Here is a 15,718-nt window from a genome sequence, read left to right on the forward strand (position 1 = left end):
ACGGAGGTCCACATGCCGCATACGATCCGCGAAATCGCAGCCGCCCTCGGGGCAGAGGCGGCGGGTGACCTCGACATCGCAATAGATGGCGTTTCCGAACCGGCCAGCGCCGCGCCGGATCAACTGGCCTTGGCGCTCGATCCGAAATACGCGGCGGGACTGGCCCAAGGGAAGGCGCAGGCGGCTCTGGTCTGGCCGGGTGCGGATTGGCAGGAGTTGGGCCTGAAGGCTGCGATCTTTGCTCCGCGCGGGCGGCTTGCGATGGCGGGGCTGTCGCGAATGATGGACAAGGGGCCGCAGATCGCGCCCGGCATCCACCCGATGACCGTGATCGATCCGACCGCCCAGATTGCCGAAGATGCCGCGATCGGCCCCTTCGTCACCATCGGCGCGGGGGCGCGGATCGGGGCGGGCGCGCGCATCGCCTCGCATGTCTCCATCGGCGAGGGGGTGCGGATCGGTGCGGATGCGCTGATCCTGCAGGGTGCCAAGATCGGCGCACGGGTGGTCATTGGCGACCGGTTCATCTGCCAACCCGGCGCGGCGATCGGTGCGGACGGCTTTTCCTTCGTCACCCCCGAGAAATCCGGGATCGAGGAGATCCGACAGACACTTGGCACCCGCGCCGAAATCCGCGCGCAAAGCTGGGTCCGCATCCACTCTCTCGGCTCTGTCACAATCGGCGACGATGTGGAGATGGGCGCGAATTCCTGCATCGACCGGGGCACCATCCGCGACACGACCGTCGGCAACGGCACCAAGATCGATAACCTGGTCCACCTTGGGCACAATGTGCAGGTCGGGCAGGATTGCCTGCTGTGCGGGCAGGTGGGTGTCGCGGGGTCGGTCAAGATCGGCGACCGTGTGGTGCTGGCAGGGCAGGTCGGCGTGTCGGACAACATCTTCATCGGCGATGACGTGATCGCGGGCGGCGGCACCAAGATCCTGAGCAACGCCCCGGCTGGCCGCGTCCTTCTGGGCTATCCCGCCATCAAGATGGACAGCCATGTCGAAATCCAGAAGGCATTGCGCCGCCTGCCACGACTTGCCGCCAAGGTTGCAGAGCTTCAGAAATCTGTTTCAAACCCTGGTGTAGGTGACTAGAACTTTTACGCGGACGAACAGGAGACAGCCATGACATCCGTCGAACAAGAGGTCATTCGGATCATTGCCGAACAGGCGGTGCTGGACCCGGCGGATGTGACGCCCGATTCCACGCTGGCGGACCTTGGTATCGACAGCCTCGGCCTTGTCGAATCCATCTTCGCCATCGAAGAGGCGTTCGACATTTCCGTCCCGTTCAACGCCAACGATCCTTCGGCCAGCGGGTTCGACATCTCTACCGTGAAGTCCATCGTGGCAGCGGTCGAGGGATTGGTCGCGCAGAAGGCATGAAGCGCGTCGTCATTACCGGGGCCGGCACGATCAATGCGCTGGCCCACGACGTTCCCGGCACGTTCGAGGCGTTCCGCGAAGGCCGTTGCGGCATCACCGAACTGGAGATCCGCGACCGCGACCGCCTGTCGATCCAGATCGGCGGGCAGGTCCACCACTGGGACCCCGAGGCGCATTTCAACCGCCAGCAAATCGTCCTTTATGACAAGTTCACCCAATTCACCCTGCTTGCGGCGCGCGAGGCGGTGGGCCAATCGGGTCTGAACTTCGATGGCCATCTGGGATACGAGGCCGGCGTCGTGCTGGGCACCGCCGCGGGCGGCGTGAACACCTGGGACGAGAATTACCGCACGGTCTACGAGGAAGGGAAGAACCGCGTTCACCCCTTCGTCGTGCCGAAGCTGATGAACAACGCGGCAGCCAGCCACATCTCGATGGAGTTCAACCTCAAGGGGCCAAGCTTCACCGTCGCCACCGCCTGCGCCAGTTCCAATCACGCGATGGGGCAGGCGTTCAACATGGTCCGGTCGGGGATGAGCCGGGCGATGGTCACGGGCGGCTCGGAATCCATGCTCTGCTTCGGTGGCATCAAGGCGTGGGAGGGGCTGCGCGTCATGTCCAAGGACGCCTGCCGCCCGTTCAGCCTGAATCGCAACGGCATGGTGCAGGGCGAGGGTGCCGCCGTCTTCGTGTTCGAGGAATACGAGCACGCCAGGAAACGCGGGGCCGAGATATTGGCCGAGGTTGTCGGCTTCGCCATGACCTCGGATGCGTCCGACATCGTGATGCCCAACAAGCAGGGTGCGGCGCGGGCGATTTCGGGCGCGCTGCGGGATGCGAAGCTGAACGGCGAGGAGGTGGGCTATATCAACGCCCACGGCACCGGCACGGCGGCGAATGACAAGACCGAATGCGCGGCGGTGGCGGATGTGTTTGGCCATCACGCCGACCGGCTGACGATCTCGTCCACCAAATCCATGCATGGGCACCTGATCGGCGGGACCGGCGCGGTGGAGCTTCTGGCCTGCATCATGGCGCTGAAGGACGGGGTGATCGCCCCCACCATCGGCTATGAGGAGCCGGACCCGGAATGTGCGCTGGATGTCGTGCCGAACGTGGCACGGGATGCGAAGGTGGATGTCGTGCTGTCCAACGCCTTCGCTTTCGGCGGGCTGAACGCGGTTCTGGCCCTGCGCAAGGTGTAAGGCCCCCTTTCGGGGGCCTTGGCCTTACTGGCCGGCGTTCTTGGTGTTCGCCTCGGTCACGGCGTTGAAGCCTGCGGTGAAGCCCGACAGCGACAGGTCCAGCGCAACCTTCTGATCGGGAGCGACGACCGGAACGATGGTCAGCACGGCTTTCGATCCGTTCTTGAACGCATCCACCTCGGCCTGCGTGAACCCGACGCGGGAAACGCAGCCGACATTGCTGCACCAGCTGAAGGGATAGACCTTCTCGGGAGTGTTATCGACCTTCATCACCAGATTGGCGGTCAGCAGCGTCTCCAGCGGGACGATGATGGTCGCACCGGCAGCTGCCTGATTCCCGGCGGGCAGGTTGAACAGGCTGAATTCGGCGACGTTGTTGCCCTCGCCATCCTGAAGCAGCTGATAAAGCTGGCAGGGGTTCGTGCCGTCTTCCTCGCGGATGCAACGCTGTTCCCAGTCGTTGAAGTTCGCCTCGACATACATGCTGCCGGGACCGTTCGGATCGGCGGGGGCCGCGCCCATGCTCAGCCCTTCGGCAGCAGGTGCATCGGCAGTCGGCGCGGCGGGGGCAGCCTCCTGCGCGAGCGTGGCCTGTGCAAGGCCAAGGCCCAATGTCAAGGCAAGAAGGCTGGTAAGGGTCTTCGACATTCGCATATCGTCCTCAAGTGGTTCTGCCAGCCGGATTAGCATGTGCGAAAGCCGAAGTCAGGGAGAAACTGTCAGGAAGTCACGCATGAAAAAGGAAAAGGGCCGGCTTTCCGCCGACCCTTTCCGAAGTGATGCTCCCTGTCGGACTGGCCGACTTATTACTGTTACGCTACGGTCTGGCCGATGGTCCGTCAACTGGAATGTTCCGGTTGTCAGGCTGGACGGGAAAAGGCTTCATCCCCACAGGGCGGTTCGGCAGAGGGATTTTCGGATGGACGGCATCTTCATCGGCGGCGGTTGCGAAGGATACGGCGCGGCGCAGACCCTTCTTCTAAAATACGGCAACCGGCACGGTTTGGTCGCCGGCGCGACCGGAACCGGCAAGACCGTCACGCTCCAGGTCATGGCCGAGGGGTTTTCTGCGGCGGGCGTTCCGGTCTTCCTGGCCGATGTGAAGGGCGATCTTGCCGGGCTTGCCCGTCCCGGCAGCGATACCGCAAAGATGCATGAGGGATTCGCGGCCCGCGCAAAGACCATCGGCCTCGATCTGGCTTATGCCGCCTTTCCCGTCACCTTCTGGGATCTGTGGGGGCGGCAGGGACACCCGATCCGCACGACCGTGGCCGAGATGGGTCCGCTGCTGCTGTCGCGGTTGCTGGAGCTGACCGAGGCGCAGGAAGGCGCGCTGAACGTCGCCTTTCGGTTGGCGGACGAGGAGGGGCTGGCGCTTCTGGATCTGAAGGACCTTCAGGCGATGCTGAACTTCGTGGGCGAGAATGCCGAGGAGGTCGGCACCCGCTATGGTCTGGTCGCCAAGGCATCGATCGGCGCGATCCAGCGTCGTCTTCTGGTGCTGGAGAACGAGGGCGGAACGCAACTTTTTGGCGAGCCTGCGCTGGACCTTGCGGACATGATGCAAACCGCGCCGGATGGGCGGGGGCGCATCAACATTCTTGCCGCCGACCGGCTGATGAACTCGCCCCGCTTGTATGCAACGTTCCTTTTGTGGCTGCTGTCGGAATTGTTCGAGACGCTGCCCGAGGTGGGCGATCCTGAAAAACCCAAGCTGGTCTTCTTCTTCGACGAGGCGCATCTGCTGTTCGACGACGCGCCCAAGGCGCTGGTCGCCAAGGTTGAACAGGTGGCACGGCTCATCCGGTCCAAGGGGGTCGGCATCTATTTCGTCACGCAGCAGCCAGCCGACGTGCCAGAAGATATCCTCGCCCAGCTTGGCAACCGGGTGCAGCACGCGCTGCGGGCCTTCACGGCCAAGGATCAGAAGAACCTGTCGCAAGCGGCGCAGACCTATCGCTCGAACCCGCGTTTCGACACCGAAACCGCAATCCGCGAGGTCGGGACGGGCGAGGCGGTGACATCGTTCCTGGAGGCGAAAGGCGTGCCGGGTGTGGTGGAGCGGACTCTGGTGCGCCCGCCATCCTCGCAGCTTGGCCCGATCACGCCGGACGAGCGGGCACAGGCGATCTTCGCCTCGCCGCTGGCGGGGAAGTACGATCGCCTGGTGGATCGCGAGTCGGCATTCGAGAAACTGGCCGCCCGGGTCAAACCGCCAGAGCAGGAACATTCCGCTGGCCGCCGATACGAGCCGAAGAAACCTGCAGCGCGGCGCGGAGACAGCGTGGGCGAGGCCTTTGCCAAATCCTTCGCGCGGCAGCTTGGCTCGCGGTCGGGACAGGCGCTGGTGCGGGGCGTGCTGGGATCGCTGTTCGGCGGACGGCGTTAATCTTCGGCCAGCGGGTGATGTTTCAGGACGAGCGATTTGAGCTGCTCGTCCACCACATGGGTATAGATTTCGACGGTGGCGATGTCGGAATGACCCAGCAGCGTCTGGATTGCGCGCAGGTCCGCGCCGCCTGCCAAAAGATGCGTGGCAAAGGCGTGGCGCAGCGCGTGCGGCGTCACGCGCGACGGCGAAATCCCGGCCATCACCGCGATCTGCTGCACCAGCTTGAAGAAATATTCGCGCCGCAGATGACCTTCGACACCGCGCCCCGGAAACAGGAAGCGCGATTCGCGCACCTCGGAGGCGTCGCGGACTTTCAGCCAGGCGGCCAGCGCCTCGCGCGCCGGAGGGGAAAGCGGCACCAACCGCTCCTTGCCGCCCTTGCCCTTCACAAGCATCATCTGCGGGTTGCCGCGCGCCGCCGCCTCGGGCAGTCCGACCAGTTCGGACACACGCATCCCCGTTGCATAAAGCAGTTCCATCATGCAGCGGTTTCGAACCTGCGCGGCATCGCTCCGGCCCTTGTCACGGGCGGCTTCGAGCAGCCGATCCACCTCCTCGACGCTCAGCGTGCCGGGCAGTTTCCGGGCAGGGCCGGGGCCTTTCATGCGGATGGCAGGATTGTCGGCCCGCAGCCCTTCCTCATGCGCGAACCTATACATCTGGCGGATCGACACCAGCCGCCGCGCACGGGTCGCCTTGGACAGACCCTGCGCATCGCAGAAGATCAGGTAATCCTCGACCGCTTGCCGATCCGCGCGGGTGAAATCGGACGCGCGCCGCTCCAGCCAGCCGGCGAAGTCCTTCAGATCGCGACCATAGGCCAGAAGCGTGTTGCGCGCGGCCCCGATCTCGGCTGCCTGCGCATCAAGAAAGCGCGAGATCCAGGCGTGGTCGCTCATCCCCGCCGCTCCAGCAGCATCAGTTGCAGCGCCACGCGTTTCGCCTGATCGTCAAGCCGCAAGGACAGCAGGATCGACAGCCCTTCGGTCACGCCGCGCAGATCGCCCTGCACCCCGCGCGAGATGCGATCGACCCCCAGCATCAACGCCTCGCCCACCCGGTTTTCGGCAAGCAGGCCCTGCGCCTCGGGCGAGGGAACGGGCCGCATGAAGGCGGCCGCGATGGCCCGGGCAAGGCTGTCGGTCGTCGGAACGCCCGTCAGCTTGCCGCGGGCGATCCCGGCAAGGAAAACCTCGGTCGGATCGTCGGGGGCATGGGTCTTGGCGGCATCCGCATAATCCCCCGCCAGCAGCCCGATCCGATAGGCAAGCGCCGCATCTTCGCCCCGCAATTCGCTGTTCAGCAGCGGCTCGGCATAGATGCGGGCAAATGGGACTTCCAGTTCGGCGCCGACCATCTGTCGCCACGCGGCCCCAAGCGCCGGGGCGGGATCGCCCGCATCGAGGCCCGCATCCAGCGCATGGATCGCCGCGACCCGGTCCCAGACACCGCCGGATGCCGCAGCCTGCCGTTCGGTGTAAAGGCCCAGAAGCTGGTTCGGCTCCAGCACGCCCGCGCGCGAGAGACGCTCTGCCGCCTCTAGCTGGGCCTTCCAGCCGGCGGTTTCGCGCAGTTCGGCATGGGCGAAAGCGAGCGGCAAGGTATTGGTCGAAAGCGGCTCGCCAATCGCCTCGAACATGCGCCAGTTGAGCGGATTGGGACGTTCGGGCGGGGGCAGGGGCGGCTCGCCCTCGTAAAGCTCGGGGTCGAGGAAGCGGGACAAAAGCGCGTCCTCGTCCGCAGGAATATGGCCCAGCGCCACGCCGGTGCGCAGCGTCAGCGCAGCCGCATTCCAGTCACCCGACCGTGCAAGGCAGAAGACCCGCGCCGGAAAGGTCGGCGCCAGATGCGGCGAGGCATCGATGATCTTGCAGGCGCGATCCTCGGTTCCCTGAAGCAGGGCGATGTCGAAACTGCGGCGGAACGGCTCCACGCTGTCCGAACCAGCAACGTCCAGCAGCGCCTGTGCCTGATCGAGTGCGCCCATCGACAGCAGCTTGTCCACCCGCGCAAGCAAAAGCGCGTTGCCGGTTCCCGCGTCGGCGGGCGGATCGGCTTCGGCGAGGAGCAGCGTCATCATCAGCCCATGCAGCGCCGGCAGGCTGTTCGCGGGTGCGGCGGTGATCTTCGCCGCGATCTCGTCCGCGCGGCCAAGGCCCCAGAGGTTGCGCGGCAAACCTGTCTGGCGCGGCGTCAGCAGCCCCGCGCCATCGGCGCTTGGCCCATCCAGCGGCGTCACCGCGACATGGCCGGGCAGTGGCGAGGTCGAAACCGCAGGCTCTGCCGGTTTCGGCGCGGGCATGACCACGGGCGTCGTCACCGATTGCGACAGCCAGTCGATTGCGGAAAGCGGCGCTTCCGCATGCGCGGGCAACGCGCCCGCAAGACACAGGAAGGCGAGGTGCCTAGCCCGCATCCAGCACCACCGGCTTGGTGATCTCCGACTGCGGCGGATCCATGTCACCCAGATAGGCGAAACCGGCCAATGCCGCGAAACCCAGAACCGCCAGCAGCAGCACCGTCTTGATGATGAACCCCATGTCTTGCCTTTCTGCCCGTCGCAGCGCCGCTTCCGGCGTCATTGGCGATTGTATCTGGCAATCGCGTTCAGTTCACGCCATTACCCCATAACAGTGTCGTGGGCCAGAACCCGCGCGAGTTTTGAAGACAGGGAAGAATGGCGCGGCTGAAGAAAACCGTTGTGCTGGTCGGGATGATGGGTGCGGGCAAGACCGCCGTGGGCACCCAGCTGGCGCGGCAGCTTGGTGTGCCCTTCGTCGATTCGGATGACGAGATCGAAAAGGCCGCCGCGCGCAGCATCCCCGAAATCTTCGCCGATCATGGCGAGGCGTTCTTTCGCCAGAAAGAATCGCAGGTTCTGTCGCGGCTTCTTCTGGGCGCTCCATGCGTTCTGTCCACCGGCGGCGGTGCGTTTCTGGCCGAGGCGAACCGGCGCGCGATCGCGGATCATGGCGTTTCGGTCTGGCTGCGGGCCGAGCTGGACCTTCTGTGGCAGCGCGTGCGGCACAAATCCTCGCGCCCCTTGCTGCGCACGGCGAACCCGCGCCAGACGCTTGCCGATCTTCTTGCCGCACGCGAAGACATCTATGCCATGGCCGCGATCACCGTGGACAGCCTGCCGGGCGTTCCGGTCGATCAGATGGCCGCCCGCGTGCGCGACGCCTTGTTCCGCCACCCCCATGTCATGGAGCCGTGAATGGATATCGTCCCCGTCGATCTTGGAAGCCGCAGCTATGAGGTCCGCATCGGGCGGGGGCTGATCGACCGGGCAGGGGCCGAGATCGCGCCTCTGCTGCGGCGCAAACGCGTGTCGATCATCACGGATGAAAATGTCGCCGATACGCAACTGCCGCGCCTGATCGCCGCGTTGGAGGCGGAGGGGGTCGAGGCCACCTCGCTGGCACTTCCCGCCGGAGAGGCCACGAAAAGCTGGCCGCATCTGGCCCACGCCACCGAATGGTTGCTGGAACAGAAGGTCGAGCGGCGCGATGTGGTCGTTGCGCTTGGCGGCGGCGTGATCGGCGATCTGGCCGGATTTGCCGCGTCGATCCTGCGGCGCGGCGTGCGCTTCGTGCAGATCCCGACCTCGCTTCTTGCACAGGTGGACAGCTCCGTCGGCGGCAAGACCGGGATCAACACGACGCAGGGCAAGAACCTCGTCGGCGCATTCCATCAACCCTCGCTGGTGCTGGCCGATATCGACGCGCTGCAAAGCCTTCCGCGCCGCGAGTTCCTGTCCGGCTATGGCGAGGTCGTCAAATACGGTCTTCTGGGCGATGCGGCATTCTTCGGCTGGCTGGAAGCGAACGGTCCGGCACTGACCGACCCGGCACTGTGCCAGCGCGCCGTCCTGCGTTCCGTCCAGATGAAGGCCGAGATCGTCGCCCGGGACGAGACCGAAGAAGGCGACCGCGCGCTGCTGAACCTCGGCCATACATTCTGCCATGCGCTGGAAAAAGCCACAGGCTATTCCGAACGTCTGCTGCATGGCGAAGGCGTAGCGATCGGTTGCGTGCTTGCGCTGGAATTGAGCCAGCGTCTGGGCCTCTTGCCACAAGAAGCCCCAAGCCGCCTGCGTGCGCATCTGCGGGCGATGGGAATGAAGGTCGACCTGACCGACATCCCGGGCGAACTTCCAAGCGCAGAGGCGCTGCTGGCCCTGATGGGTCAGGATAAAAAAGTCATCGATGGCAAACTGCGCTTCATCCTCGCGCGGGACATTGGCGAGGCGTTCATCTCATCCGACGTTCCGGCGGACGCCGTTATTGCCACGCTTAAAGGATGAGATAGCAGTAAAAAGTTACATAACCCAGATTATATCAATCTGTGGTCAGGTGGATTCAAGTTTGAATTGTGACTTTGGAGTAAGATCAGGATCTTGCAACAAGGAGGAATTCTCATGCGAAGATCCGCACTTTTCCCCACTGGTCAACCGACCACCGATCCCATACACCGCAAGCCCACGAAGACGGAGAGCCGCGATGCCCGACATCATTGCACGCTGCGAGGCCAAAGGTTTGCGGATGACCGACCAGCGGCGCACGGTCGCCCGCGTCATCGGCACCGCCGAGGACCACCCGGATGTCGAGGAACTCTATGCCCGCGCCTCCGCGATCGATCCGCGGATTTCGCTCGCGACCGTCTACCGGACCGTGAAGCTGTTCGAGGAAGCCGGTATCCTCGACAAGCTGGAATTCGGCGATGGCCGCGCCCGGTATGAGGACGCCGAGCGCGATCACCACGATCACCTGATCGACCTTCACACCGGCGAGGTCATCGAATTCGTCGATCCCGAAATCGAGGCGCTGCAGGAAAAGATCGCGCGAAAGCTCGGCTATCGGCTCAAGGGCCATCGGCTGGAGCTTTATGGAGTGCCGATCAAGAATGGATAACCTGCGCGGTATCGGGCTGATGATCCTCGCAATGGCGCTTTTCGCCGTCGAGGACGTATTCATCAAGCTTGCCTCGGCGCTGATGCCGACCGGTCAAGTCATTGCTGCAACTGGTCTTTTCGGCGCGACCTGCTTTGGGATCGCGGCCGTGATGCGGCGCGAGACGCTTTTCCGCCGCGAGGTCTGGTGGGGCGCGGCAGGCCTGCGGAACTTCGGCGAGATGATTGCGACCGGCGGTTTCGTGACCGCTCTTGCGCTGGCTCCGCTGGCGCTCGTATCGGCCATCCTTCAGGCGCAGCCGCTCGCCCTCACCTGCTGCGCGGCGCTGTTCCTTGGCGAAAAGGTCGGCTGGCGCCGCTGGACGGCGATCGCCGTCGGTTTCATCGGCGTGCTCGTCATCATTCGCCCGTGGGATGACGGCTTCCGCCCCGAAGTGGGCTGGGCAGTGCTGGGCATGATCGGCCTGACGATCCGCGACCTCGCAACCCGCAAGGTGCCGCGCAGCGTCGGGGCAGTCTCGCTCAGTTTCTCGGCGCTGTTCGTGATCTTCGTAATGGGCACGGCGATGATCGCCACCCAGGGCGGGTTCGTCGTGCCGACTGCGCATGGGGCGTGGCTTCTGCTGGGAACGGTCGTGTCCGGAACGGTGGGCTACGTCACCATCGTCGCCGCAACCCGCATCGGAGAGGTGTCTGTGGTGATGCCCTTCCGCTATGCCCGGCTCGTCTTCGTCATCGTGCTTGGCGCGCTGCTGCTGGGCGAGCGGCCGGACATGGGCGTGATCGCCGGCGCGACGCTGGTCGTGGGCTCGGGCATCTATACGCTGATCCGGGAAAGGCAGCTTCGCAAAATTGCTAACGCAAACACGGCTTAGCGCCCCTTCCCATAACGTTTCGGGCAAGCTAGACACTTGGCGAGCGTCAATAGAGGACAGGCCATGAGCACCATCATCGACATCCACGCACGCGAAATCCTGGACAGCCGGGGCAACCCCACCGTCGAAGTCGATGTGACGCTGGAAAGCGGCGCGATGGGCCGCGCTGCCGTCCCCTCGGGCGCATCCACCGGCGCGCATGAGGCGGTCGAGAAGCGTGACGGCGACAAGTCCCGCTATCTGGGCAAGGGCGTTCTGGACGCCGTCGCCGCCGTCAATGGCGAGATTGCCGAGACGCTGGTCGGGTTCGACGCGACCGAACAGGTCGGCATCGATCGCACCATGATCGAAATGGACGGCACGCCCAACAAATCCCGTCTGGGCGCGAACGCCATCCTCGGTGTGTCGCTGGCCGTGGCGAAGGCCGCCGCCGAATACACTGCCCAGCCGCTGTTTCGCTATGTCGGCGGCACCTCGGCCCGCATCCTGCCCGTCCCGATGATGAACATCATCAACGGCGGCGAGCATGCCGACAACCCGATCGACATTCAGGAATTCATGATCATGCCGGTTTCGGCGGAAAACGTCCGCGAGGCGATCCGCATGGGGTCCGAAGTGTTCAACACCCTGAAGAAAGAACTGTCGGCTGCCGGCCACAACACCAATGTGGGCGATGAGGGCGGCTTCGCGCCGAACCTGAACTCTAGCCGTGACGCGCTTGATTTCATTCTGAAATCCATCGAAAAGGCTGGGTATAAGCCGGGCGAGGATATCTACCTCGCGCTCGACTGCGCCTCGACCGAATACTTCAAGGGCGGCAAGTATGAGATGAAGGGCGAAGGCAAGTCCCTCACCTCGGCCGAAAACGTCGATTACCTCGCCGCTCTCTGCGCCGACTATCCGATCATCTCGATCGAGGATGGCTGCGCCGAGGATGACTGGGACGGCTGGAAGCTGCTGACCGACCGTCTGGGCAATTCGGTGCAGCTGGTCGGCGACGATCTGTTCGTGACCAACCCGCGCCGCCTGGCCGAAGGCATCGAAAAAGGCTGCGCCAACTCGATGCTGGTCAAGGTCAACCAGATCGGCTCGCTGACCGAAACGCTGCAGGCCGTCGATATGGCCCACCGCGCGCGCTACACCAACGTCATGTCCCACCGCTCGGGCGAGACCGAGGACAGCACCATCGCCGACCTCGCCGTGGCGACCAACTGCGGCCAGATCAAGACCGGCTCGCTCTCGCGCTCGGACCGTCTGGCGAAATACAACCAGCTGATCCGGATCGAGGAACTGCTGGGCGAAGTGGCCGAATATGCAGGCCGCTCCATCCTGCGCAAGTAAGCGCGCGGCAGCCGCCCGCGCCGATGGCCCCCAGCGGGGGCTTGAGGCGCGGGCGCCCTACCCGCTGATCCTGCCGCCCGAGACCGGAGCACGAACGCCGGTCGTCGAAACGCAAGAGGTCGGCATCCCCCGCGCTACGCGGACAGCCAGAAAGGCGAAGGCCTGCGCCTCCAGCATGTCGCCGTCCAGCCCCACGGCCTCCACCGGCAGCACGTCCACACCGCAGCGTGCCGCAAGCATCTGCATCATCGCCCCGTTGTGACGCCCGCCCCCTGTCGCAAGGATCTTGCCCACCGGCGCAGGGAAATGCCGCAGCCCCTCTGCCACCGACGCCGCCGCAAACCCCGTCAGCGTCGCACAGGCATCCGCATCGGCCAGATGTCCCACCCGCTGTAGGATCGCGTGGAAATCGTTCCTGTCCAGAGACTTGGGCGGCACTCTTGCGAAAAAATCCCGTGTCAGGAACTCATTCAGAACCGTCTCATCCACCGCGCCGGACGCCGCCAGACTTCCACCCTCGTCCCGATCCAGTCCAAGCCGCGCGCGCACCAGATCGTTTATCGGTGCATTGGCCGGGCCGGTGTCGAAAGCCAGAACGGCCCCCGGTGCCTCTGGCGCGCCGTGCCGCGGATCAACCCATGTGACATTGCCGACGCCGCCAAGGTTCAGAAAAGCCAGCGGCATCTCCTCGCCCGCCCAATGCGCGCAGGCGAAATGGAAAAACGGCGCCAGCGGCGCGCCCTGCCCGCCTTGCCGGACATCTTCGCTGCGGAAGTCCCAGACCACCGGACAGCCCAGCGCCGCCGCCAGACGTTCGCCCGATCCGACCTGCAATGTCCGCGCGCCCGCAGGATCATGCGCCAGCGTCTGCCCATGAAATCCCACCACATCGGGGCGGAACCCTGCCAGAATTTCGGCATGGGCGGCCTCCACCACCTCTGTCGCGGCGGAAACGGCATCTCCTTCCCACAATCCCAAGCCGGCGCGGATCGTCTCGCGCTCGGCATCCGAATACGGGCGATAGGCGCTATCGCCAAAGTCGAGTATACGCGCGCCGTCGGTCAGCACCATCGCGGCATCGACCCCGTCCAGCGACGTTCCCGACATGGCCCCAAGCGCCCAGACCGGCCCCGATTTCAACATTGGCAAATCCCACCCGTCCCGGCTATACGGCAAACCTCAATATATAAAGCACGAGACAACCATGACCTACCATGCGAAATCGGATTTCCTGCGCGTGATGATGGAACGCGGGTATCTCGCCGATTGCACCGACTATCAGGCGCTCGACGAGGCTTTGTCCAAGGGGGTCGTCTCGGCTTATATCGGCTATGATGCGACCGCCGCGTCGCTGCATGTCGGGCATTTGCTGAACATCATGATGCTGCGCTGGCTGCAAAAGACGGGCCACCAGCCGATCACGCTGATGGGTGGCGGCACGACCAAGGTGGGCGATCCCAGCTTCCGCGCCGACGAACGCCCCCTTTTGACCGAGGCGCAGATCGGCTCGAACATCGACGGGATGCAGCGCGTCTTCGCACAATACCTGACCTATGGCGACGGCGAGCGTGACGCGATCATGCTCAACAATGCCGAATGGCTGGACGGGCTGAACTACCTCGAATTCCTGCGCGACATCGGGCGGCATTTCTCGGTCAACCGGATGCTGTCGTTTGAATCAGTGAAATCGCGGCTGGATCGGGAACAGTCGCTCTCCTTCCTCGAATTCAACTACATGATCCTTCAGGCCTATGACTTTCTGGAATTGAACCGCCGCTATGGCTGCATCCTGCAGATGGGCGGCTCGGACCAGTGGGGCAATATCATCAACGGGATCGACCTGACCCGTCGCGTGATCGACAAGCAGATCTATGGTCTGACCTCGCCGCTGCTGACCACCTCGGACGGCAAGAAAATGGGCAAGTCGCAGGGCGGCGCGATCTGGCTGAACGGCGACATGCTCTCGCCCTATGACTTCTGGCAGTTCTGGCGCAACACGACCGACGCCGACGTGGGCCGCTTCCTGAAGCTTTATACCGAGCTTCCGGTCGAGGAATGCGAGCGTCTGGGCGCCCTCGCCGGGTCCGAGATCAACGCGGCCAAGGTGATCCTTGCCAACGAGGTGACCGCGCTGCTGCACGGGCGCGATGCCGCCACCGCAGCCGAAGCCACCGCCAAAGCCGTATTCGAGCAAGGCGGCGTCGGCGAGGAGCTTGAGGTCGTAACCCTTGCCGCCCTTCCCGAAGGTCTGTCCGTCGCGCGTTTCCTGGTCGATGCAGGGCTTGTAACCTCCGGCAAAGAGGCGAAGCGTCTGATTGCCGAGAACGGCCTGCGCTTCAACAACGAGCTTGTCGCCGACGCCAATGCGCCCGTGACGGCAGAGACTATCGGTGCAGAACTCAAGGTCTCGATGGGCAAGAAGAAGCACCGGCTGGTCCGGCTCGGCTGACCCGTTCGTGAAAATCTTTGGGGGGAAGGTGATGGAAGTCCCCTTCCCCTTGCACTATCGTCCTTGTGAATTGCGTATCATTGACAAAGCGGAATGACATGAAAATCAAGGCATTGCTGACCGCAACCGCGCTCGTGGCCCTTTTGGCGGGATGCGAGCAGATGTTGGAGCCTGCGCCGCCGCCCGGCCCGCAATTCATCGAAAACGCCTATGTCGCGGTCGATGACGGAAAATATGATCTGCCCGCTGTCCCGGTAGACCAGATCCCACCGCAATTCCGCCGTCAGGTCGTGGATTACGAGACTGCCGAGGCTCCCGGCACCATCGTGATCGATCCTGCGCAAAAGCTGCTTTATCTGGTGCAGGGCGACGGCAAGGCGCTCCGTTACGGCATCTCGGTCGGGCGCGAAGGCTTCGATTGGGCCGGCACCGCCATCGTGTCGCGCAAGCGTCCCTATCCCACATGGACCCCGCCGCCCGAGATGATCGAGCGTCAGCCGAGCCTGGAGCGTTGGAAGGATGGCCAGCCCGGCAGCCCGTCGAACCCCCTGGGCGTGCGCGCTATCTATCTGACCACGAACGGCGTCGATCACGGCTACCGCATTCATGGCACGCCGGAATGGCGCAGCATCGGGCGCAACGCATCCTCGGGCTGCTTCCGCATGATCCATCAGGACATCATCGACCTTTACAACCGGGTGCAGCCGGGCGCGAAGGTCGTCGTGCTCAACCCGGACGGAACGGTGCCGACAAAACTGCGCCTGCCGCCTCCCGCGCCGAAGAAGGCGAAACCCGCCGCGCCGAAGCCTGCCGAACAGCCGGTGCCTGCGGCAACGCCCGAAACGCTCGCCCCGGCCACGGTGACCGAGACGCCGCTGCCCGCCGAAGAAGCCGAGACGCCTGCACCCGAGGCTCCAGCAACCGAACCGCCGGCAGCAGAATCGCCTGCGGACCCGGCGCCCGCGGAACTGCCTCCGGCGGAGGCACCTGCACCGGAAGCGGACACGGCCTCACCCCCGGCACCGGTCGTTCCGGCGCCTGAAGCCGAAACGCCGGGCGAAGACGTCACGCCGAACTAAGACGATGGCGGGGAAGGACGATCATCGCCCTTCCCCCCTTTCAGCCTCTGGAAACTCTGTCTATCCTGCC

The 15,718-nt window shown here is 64.4% G+C and carries 16 protein-coding genes; 11 read left to right on the forward strand and 5 right to left on the reverse strand.

What is annotated here, in order from left to right:
• Nucleotides 1–12 precede the first annotated feature (12 nt).
• The 3 genes from E2K76_RS03215 to E2K76_RS03225 are packed head-to-tail and all read left to right on the forward strand — an operon-like array spanning nt 13 to nt 2,600.
• Nucleotides 13–1,104: a UDP-3-O-(3-hydroxymyristoyl)glucosamine N-acyltransferase gene (locus E2K76_RS03215; protein ID WP_136682824.1), complete on the forward strand. Its 1,092-nt coding sequence runs from the start codon at nt 13–15 to the stop codon at nt 1,102–1,104.
• 30 nt (nt 1,105–1,134) lie between these two features.
• Nucleotides 1,135–1,395 (forward strand): acyl carrier protein, encoded by a 261-nt coding sequence (locus E2K76_RS03220; RefSeq protein ID WP_136682825.1) that lies wholly within the window; start codon nt 1,135–1,137, stop codon nt 1,393–1,395.
• Nucleotides 1,392–2,600 (forward strand): beta-ketoacyl-[acyl-carrier-protein] synthase family protein, encoded by a 1,209-nt coding sequence (locus E2K76_RS03225; RefSeq protein WP_136682826.1) that lies wholly within the window; start codon nt 1,392–1,394, stop codon nt 2,598–2,600. The genes E2K76_RS03220 and E2K76_RS03225 overlap by 4 nt, the downstream gene beginning before the upstream one ends.
• 24 nt (nt 2,601–2,624) lie before the next feature.
• Here E2K76_RS03225 and E2K76_RS03230 read toward each other — a convergent pair whose 3' ends face one another.
• Nucleotides 2,625–3,254 carry an invasion associated locus B family protein gene (locus E2K76_RS03230; RefSeq protein WP_136682827.1) on the reverse strand — a complete coding sequence of 210 codons (630 nt, stop codon included), beginning with the start codon at nt 3,252–3,254 and terminating at the stop codon, nt 2,625–2,627.
• Nucleotides 3,255–3,519: 265 nt separating this feature from the next.
• Between E2K76_RS03230 and E2K76_RS03235 the strand changes: the two genes are divergently transcribed.
• Nucleotides 3,520–4,989 (forward strand): helicase HerA-like domain-containing protein, encoded by a 1,470-nt coding sequence (locus tag E2K76_RS03235; RefSeq protein WP_136682828.1) that lies wholly within the window; start codon nt 3,520–3,522, stop codon nt 4,987–4,989.
• On the opposite strand, the gene E2K76_RS03240 is transcribed toward E2K76_RS03235, so the two are convergent.
• The 3 genes from E2K76_RS03240 to E2K76_RS20965 are packed head-to-tail and all read right to left on the reverse strand — an operon-like array spanning nt 4,986 to nt 7,532.
• Nucleotides 4,986–5,891: a tyrosine recombinase gene (locus tag E2K76_RS03240; protein ID WP_136682829.1), complete on the reverse strand. Its 906-nt coding sequence runs from the start codon at nt 5,889–5,891 to the stop codon at nt 4,986–4,988. The genes E2K76_RS03235 and E2K76_RS03240 overlap by 4 nt on opposite strands.
• Complete coding sequence (locus tag E2K76_RS03245) at nt 5,888–7,408, reverse strand: hypothetical protein (protein WP_136682830.1); 1,521 nt, start codon at nt 7,406–7,408, stop codon at nt 5,888–5,890. Before E2K76_RS03245 ends, E2K76_RS03240 begins: the two co-directional genes overlap by 4 nt.
• Nucleotides 7,398–7,532: a hypothetical protein gene (locus tag E2K76_RS20965; RefSeq protein WP_281280682.1), complete on the reverse strand. Its 135-nt coding sequence runs from the start codon at nt 7,530–7,532 to the stop codon at nt 7,398–7,400. The genes E2K76_RS03245 and E2K76_RS20965 overlap by 11 nt, the downstream gene beginning before the upstream one ends.
• Nucleotides 7,533–7,669: 137 nt before the next feature.
• On the opposite strand from E2K76_RS20965, the gene E2K76_RS03250 reads away from it, so the two are divergent.
• From E2K76_RS03250 to eno, 5 genes are all read left to right on the forward strand, one after another.
• Nucleotides 7,670–8,209 carry a shikimate kinase gene (locus tag E2K76_RS03250; protein ID WP_136682831.1) on the forward strand — a complete coding sequence of 180 codons (540 nt, stop codon included), beginning with the start codon at nt 7,670–7,672 and terminating at the stop codon, nt 8,207–8,209.
• Nucleotides 8,210–9,298 carry a 3-dehydroquinate synthase gene (aroB, locus tag E2K76_RS03255; protein WP_136682832.1) on the forward strand — a complete coding sequence of 363 codons (1,089 nt, stop codon included), beginning with the start codon at nt 8,210–8,212 and terminating at the stop codon, nt 9,296–9,298.
• Nucleotides 9,299–9,494: 196 nt separating this feature from the next.
• Nucleotides 9,495–9,905 (forward strand): Fur family transcriptional regulator, encoded by a 411-nt coding sequence (locus tag E2K76_RS03260; RefSeq protein ID WP_136682833.1) that lies wholly within the window; start codon nt 9,495–9,497, stop codon nt 9,903–9,905.
• On the forward strand, nt 9,898–10,779 hold the full coding sequence (locus E2K76_RS03265; RefSeq protein WP_136682834.1) for a DMT family transporter: 882 nt from the start codon (nt 9,898–9,900) through the stop codon (nt 10,777–10,779). The genes E2K76_RS03260 and E2K76_RS03265 overlap by 8 nt, the downstream gene beginning before the upstream one ends.
• A 63-nt stretch (nt 10,780–10,842) precedes the next feature.
• Nucleotides 10,843–12,120: a phosphopyruvate hydratase gene (gene eno, locus E2K76_RS03270; protein ID WP_136682835.1), complete on the forward strand. Its 1,278-nt coding sequence runs from the start codon at nt 10,843–10,845 to the stop codon at nt 12,118–12,120.
• Nucleotides 12,121–12,177: 57 nt separating this feature from the next.
• Here eno and E2K76_RS03275 read toward each other — a convergent pair whose 3' ends face one another.
• Complete coding sequence (locus E2K76_RS03275; RefSeq protein ID WP_136682836.1) at nt 12,178–13,263, reverse strand: anhydro-N-acetylmuramic acid kinase; 1,086 nt, start codon at nt 13,261–13,263, stop codon at nt 12,178–12,180.
• 61 nt (nt 13,264–13,324) lie between these two features.
• Between E2K76_RS03275 and tyrS the strand changes: the two genes are divergently transcribed.
• On the forward strand, nt 13,325–14,569 hold the full coding sequence (gene tyrS / locus E2K76_RS03280; protein WP_136682837.1) for a tyrosine--tRNA ligase: 1,245 nt from the start codon (nt 13,325–13,327) through the stop codon (nt 14,567–14,569).
• Between the two features lie 98 nt (nt 14,570–14,667).
• On the forward strand, nt 14,668–15,648 hold the full coding sequence (locus E2K76_RS03285) for a L,D-transpeptidase (protein ID WP_136682838.1): 981 nt from the start codon (nt 14,668–14,670) through the stop codon (nt 15,646–15,648).
• Nucleotides 15,649–15,718 lie beyond the last annotated feature (70 nt).

This window comes from Falsirhodobacter xinxiangensis (assembly GCF_004959935.1).
Taxonomy (GTDB): Bacteria; Pseudomonadota; Alphaproteobacteria; order Rhodobacterales; family Rhodobacteraceae; genus Falsirhodobacter; species Falsirhodobacter xinxiangensis.